At 63.0% G+C, this 5,068-nt stretch carries 5 protein-coding genes; 3 read left to right on the forward strand and 2 right to left on the reverse strand.

Annotated elements, in window-relative coordinates; all coding sequences use genetic code 11:
* Positions 1 to 546: 546 nt before the first annotated feature.
* Positions 547 to 738: a hypothetical protein gene (locus ABZU72_RS28550; protein ID WP_355022142.1), complete on the forward strand. Its 192-nt coding sequence runs from the start codon at positions 547 to 549 to the stop codon at positions 736 to 738.
* Positions 739 to 1,001: 263 nt separating this feature from the next.
* On the opposite strand, the gene ABZU72_RS28555 is transcribed toward ABZU72_RS28550, so the two are convergent.
* Positions 1,002 to 1,847, reverse strand: a complete 846-nt coding sequence (locus ABZU72_RS28555; RefSeq protein ID WP_355022143.1) for a recombinase family protein — start codon at positions 1,845 to 1,847, stop codon at positions 1,002 to 1,004.
* Between the two features lie 227 nt (positions 1,848 to 2,074).
* On the opposite strand from ABZU72_RS28555, the gene ABZU72_RS28560 reads away from it, so the two are divergent.
* Positions 2,075 to 2,494, forward strand: coding sequence for a hypothetical protein (locus ABZU72_RS28560; RefSeq protein WP_355022144.1), 420 nt, complete (start codon positions 2,075 to 2,077; stop codon positions 2,492 to 2,494).
* A gap of 685 nt (positions 2,495 to 3,179) precedes the next feature.
* Here the strand turns inward: ABZU72_RS28560 and ABZU72_RS28565 are convergent.
* Positions 3,180 to 3,518 carry an HGGxSTG domain-containing protein gene (locus ABZU72_RS28565; RefSeq protein ID WP_355022145.1) on the reverse strand — a complete coding sequence of 113 codons (339 nt, stop codon included), beginning with the start codon at positions 3,516 to 3,518 and terminating at the stop codon, positions 3,180 to 3,182.
* Between the two features lie 1,184 nt (positions 3,519 to 4,702).
* Here ABZU72_RS28565 and ABZU72_RS28570 point away from each other — a divergent pair.
* The coding region (locus tag ABZU72_RS28570; protein ID WP_355022146.1) for a hypothetical protein at positions 4,703 to 5,068 on the forward strand (366 nt) is incomplete at its 3' end.

Below are 5,068 nucleotides of genomic sequence, written 5' to 3' on the forward strand. Positions count from 1 at the left end.
ATGCCCGCATCGGAAGCCGCTTGCGCGCTTATTACTCCGCGAACCTCAGCTCAGGAAATAATAAGCCCGCCGCTTGGGAAGCGACGGGCCTCTGACTTCTGTCAGGACTTGGCGGTTCCGGCCATCGCCGGGAAACTGGCTTTGCCCTCCTGTCGGTGCGGCCGGTACATCCGCGGCAACGCATCCAACCGGAGAGCAGGCAGGCATCGTCTCCGACGCCGCGTCCTCAACAGGTAGGTGGTCCGAAAGTTCCTTCAAGGGGCATAGCCCCGTGGAAGCGTTTAGAAGGCGGCCGGTGGGCGCAAAAAATTTTCTGCCCTTCGGATAGCCAAAATCGCGCGAAATGCCAAACCTGGGCCTCCTGTGGCCCGGCGCGGCGTCTGTTCAAACCCCGAACGAACGCTGAATCAACCGGAGTGCAATGCGTCTCTAGCCTAGGCACAGCGTCCCGCCTGATAAGGGATGATGGGCCACCGCAGGGTGCGGACTGGACGAGTGCAGCGTAAGCGGATTCAACCTGTTCCGGAAGAAGAGGGGAGTATCGAGATGGGCGACGTAACGATTTGGCAGTGGCTGGTCACACTGACCGTGATTGGCTGCACCATGTGGTTTGTGGTGTCGACTGCGAAGCTCCTGTCAGCGGCTGGCTTATCGGCGGCCTGGGTGGTGCTCGTCATCCTCCTTCCTTTCTTCGGGACAGCTATCGTCCAGAGCATGATCGCCAAGCGGCTATCTTAAGCCCATCGCCAAGCCTCTTTGCCTCTCGGACATGCCGGCGTCGGAAGCTGCCTGGCGCTGGGAAATACCGTGGGTGTCCATGGTATTTTCTGGCGGTCGGCCCCTTCCATCGAGTTGGTGGAGCAGTTCCCCGGCGCGCCTGACCGCGCGGGCTCTGATGCGGGTCGCCATCCGCATCAATTCCTCGTCGTCGGCCTGCTTGGCGTGGGAGGCGAGCGCGATAGATAGATGACGAGCTAGCAGGACGGCTAGACTGCAAGACATCAATCTATCAGGGCAGCATGCGTGCCGGTGCGCTGGACGTGCTTCTCGTCGCCATTCCAGCGGAACAGGTATTCGCTGTCGCCGCGATATTTGGGGTTGTCGAGAATGTAGCGAACCGTGGCCGGCCACCACCGGCCGCCGCGCGACGTTGCGATGCCGTCCCCGTTCAAGGCGCTGGCGATGGCCTGCAGCGTGGCGCCTTCCTTCCGCATGGCGAAGATCCGGCGCACAGTCACCGCGCTCTCGGCATCAGGCGCAAGCCCGCCCTCCCGGTCGGTGACATAGCCCAGCGGCACCGCCCCGCAGGCATACCCTCCCCGCGTCGCCTTTTCCTGCCGGCCAAGGAACGTCCTCTCCGTGATGACCTGGCGCTCCTGCTCGGCCATGCCGGCCAGGATGGCGAAGACGGTCCGGCCCATCGCGGTCGCCGTGTCGATCGGCTCCGTGACGCTGCGAAGCTGGACGCCGTGCTGCTCCTGCAGGTCATTAGCGGCCGTCACCGCATAGACAATCTGGCGGGCCAGCCGATCGAACTTCCAGACCAGCAGGACCGAGAACGCGCCGTCCTCCGCCAGCTCGATCACGCGGCGGAATCCGTCGCGCTCGGCCGGCCGCGACGCACCCGACACCGCGGCGTCTGTCACGACCTCGATGAGCTCATAACCCTGGCTGGTGGCGAAGGCGCGGATCGCCGCTTCCTGCGTCGCCAAGCCAAAGCCGTGTTCCGCCTGCTCGGTCGAGGAGACGCGGATGTAGCCCACGGCCTTGTTGACCACGACCGCGCGCTCGCTTGCGACGATGCCGGCCTTCCGCTTGAGGCGCTGGACGCGGTTCGATCCGACCATCGGGGAGCTCTCTAAGAGGTAACAGGAGATAGGAGATAGAGGGCATTTATGAATTTATTCGAATATCTATAAATGCCGACTCGCAGTCAAGCTATCTCGGCGGCTTGTTATAAAGCCCACCTGACCGCTTTGCCTGCTTCTCGCCCGCTTGGCGCGTTCCGCCAAATGTTTGGCCGAGGCTAGCATGGTCACCGACCCTCTACTGCGCGACAGAACCGGCTGGGCTGATGGAGGTTCTGATGAAGGTATATTTGGTTCTGTTGAGCGCGGTTCTCGCGGGCTGTGTTTCGGCCCAGTCGAGAATGGCAAAGGACATTGAGGTAGAGAAAGCAGCCTGCCGGTCTCAGAATTTCTCGAAGAAGGTTCCCCTCGCACGCTGCATCAATGCGGCCGAGGCGAAAGCCGCCTCCGTCTATCCCGCGGATCTCCTCCAACTTAGGCTCGCCAGTCGCATGGTGATTGCCGAGAAGCAGGACAAAGGGCAGCTGACCGACGCCGAAGCCGAACTTGAGTACGCCAAGGTCGGTGCGCAGATTGGATCTCAGGAAGCCACCCGGAACAGCAATGACGCGATGGCCGCGGCAGCCTATCAGATGACCCGCCCGCGAACCTGCGTGCGCATTGGCAACGGGATCAACTGCTTCTAACGACCGGGGGGCCTGCATCTTGGCGATGCGGACGGTCTGAAGCTGCTGGCGCTCCGACATGCCGGCGTCGGCAGCGGCTTGGCGCTGTGTCAGAGCAAAAGTGGGGACGAACCCACTTTTACTCCAATGAGCCCCGCGCCCATCGAGTTGCTGGAGCAATTCCCCGGCGCGACCGAAGGGTGTGGCCATGATGGCCATACCTTCGGACAGGAGGGGGAGGCGGGCGAAGTCGCTATTCGCGTCGCCGAGACGGATCTCCGCGCAGTTTGGCAACCCGGTTGGCGACAAGGTCCAGTGCTTCGAAGGCGCAGCGCTTCCAAAGCCGTTCGGCCGCCGAAAAGCCGGTCAGGTAACCGGCCAGGAACGCAATGACGAGTAGGCCAGCCACCATGACGCGAGCCCTCACCCTGTGCCACCGGGGGAATACAAGGCCGGCTGTAGGCAACGGATCGCTTTTGAAGCGATGCGCGATGAGGCCCCGGACTGCGTAAAGCCAAGCTTTCGCAGATCTCAGAAAGTCCGGCCTATCTGTGCAAATTCCGGCTCCGATGACGTACCGTCCACAGAACGTGGATTCTCCTCGCCGATCGAAGTAGCCTTGGTTCGCCGATCAGATGCGGCAGGAACGCCACCGCTTGCAAAGCCCCCCAGCCCAGCCCCGCGGTGGCGTTCTGCTGTCGGGTCGTTAGACCATCTCCGCCGTCTCTCGCATGCTCCGCACGAGTGCCGAAACCATGCGTCGCCGCTCGATCGCCTTGGCCGTGAACCGACCGTGCTTCAGGCTGTGCCTGTTACCCTTCGGCGCGCCGGGGCTCTTGCCCCCATGCAGGCGACATCTCCCGTTCGGCATGGCCGGGGATTGGCAGGACGTTGCCGATCGGGTCCGAGCGCAGCAGCGGGGGCTGAGGCGCAGTTGCGTTGGTTCCATGTGGTTGATCCTCTGATTTGATCGCAACCCCACCCCCACCCCCTGGGGTGGCGAAGGCGCCGATTGCGGCCTGTCCGCCCTCGTGGACGTGGACATGCTCGACCGTGACCTTCTGCTGGCCGCCCTTGCCGCGATGCCGGTTCAGGGCCTCGATTAGAGTGGCGTAGGTGCGCGAGAGCTTGTTCGCCTGGGAGAAGTTCTCGGACCGGCCAGCGAATGTCTGGTCGACAATCATCGCCCGGCGATAGCACTCCATCGCGGCGTTGTGGGCAGCGAACAGCTGGGTTCCCATCATCGCCTCGAGCTCGTCCTTCGCCTTGAAGGCGGCCAAGTAGGCGGCGGTGGACTTGAACTGCTTGCCCACCTGGGCCTCATCGGAGCCGGGGAGCCATATGGAACCGAACGCCTGATTGGCGAGGATGTTGTTCCAGTCGTCCGATGACGATCCGCCAATGCGCCTGAGCCGGCCCGGAGTCTTTGGCTCGGCACCCTTGCTCTTAGTTTGGCTCGGGGGCGGTTCGGGCTCGGGCTGCTGCTTTGTGGCCTTCGTCACATCACACCTCTCATCGTCACCCAGAGGATCGTCCCGAAACTCGCGAAGGTCATCAAGATGGTGCACCGGCCTCGCTTCTTGATCCGCCGGCCCCGATTTGGATTGCAGGCATGCAATCAATCAAATCATAAGGCGCGATCGATTATGCAATGTTGCCATCGAGAATAACATCCTCGACTGCGCAGCGCCAGATTAGGGGGACTGCCCAGAGCTCCGGGGATGGCCGGATAGACGCCCGGCTGCGCTGCGTCGGTGGGTCGGTGTTGCCTCGCGAACCGGGCCATTTCCTTGAGCCGCATCTTGAACAACCTGCCGCGAAGCAACTGCTCGCGGATTTACTCCTGCTGAGCGCGCAGCTCGGTCTTCTCCAGCGCCCGCGTTAATGGCTCGTGACGCTCAGAACGTCACCTACCGGACCGAGATTGAAGGGACAAAATCGACCCATCCCGGCCTTGGCAACGTTCGGTTCCGGGCTGCTCGCCTGGCGGTTGAGAGCGCGCCGTCCGTTCGAATCGCAGAGGCGAGGTTGCAGGCAGCGCAGCGAAAGCGTTCGTCGGGCGGCAGGCCGCTAGATCGCCAGGCCGCGGCGCAGCCGGCATGTGCTTTCCGCGTTAAAATTCCAGAGGCCGATCCGCCTCAGCGCGGTGCGCTTGACAGGGACTGCGCTACGTCATCGAGTTACGCTCGCTGCGACGATGCCGTGATCCAACGAAGGCTTGCGTCTCCCATGCCGTACCGCAAGACGACTGCCCCTTCGCGTCTCGCGCTGCTGCTCGGCGTCAGCGCTGCGGCTTTCGCCGCCGGATCTCCGGCCCTCGCCCAGGACGCGACCTGGCTGGGTGTGACGGGCGCCTTCGGCACCGGTTCGAACTGGCTCGGCGGCGTCGTTCCGAGCGGCACGGCAACCTTTGGGGCGACTGGCGCGACAGCCGTCACCACGGTCAACCAGACCCTCGGCGGCTTCACATTCGCGGCTGGCGCCTCCGCCTATACTTTCGGTATGGGGGGAAGTCTGGGCTTCATTGGTGCCGGTATTGTCAATAATTCCGGCCAAATTCCGACGCTGAACAATTCAGGAACTCTGGCTTTCCTC

The sequence above is a fragment of the Nocardioides sp. NPDC004968 genome (assembly GCF_040608935.1).
Taxonomy (GTDB): Bacteria; Actinomycetota; Actinomycetes; order Propionibacteriales; family Nocardioidaceae; genus Nocardioides.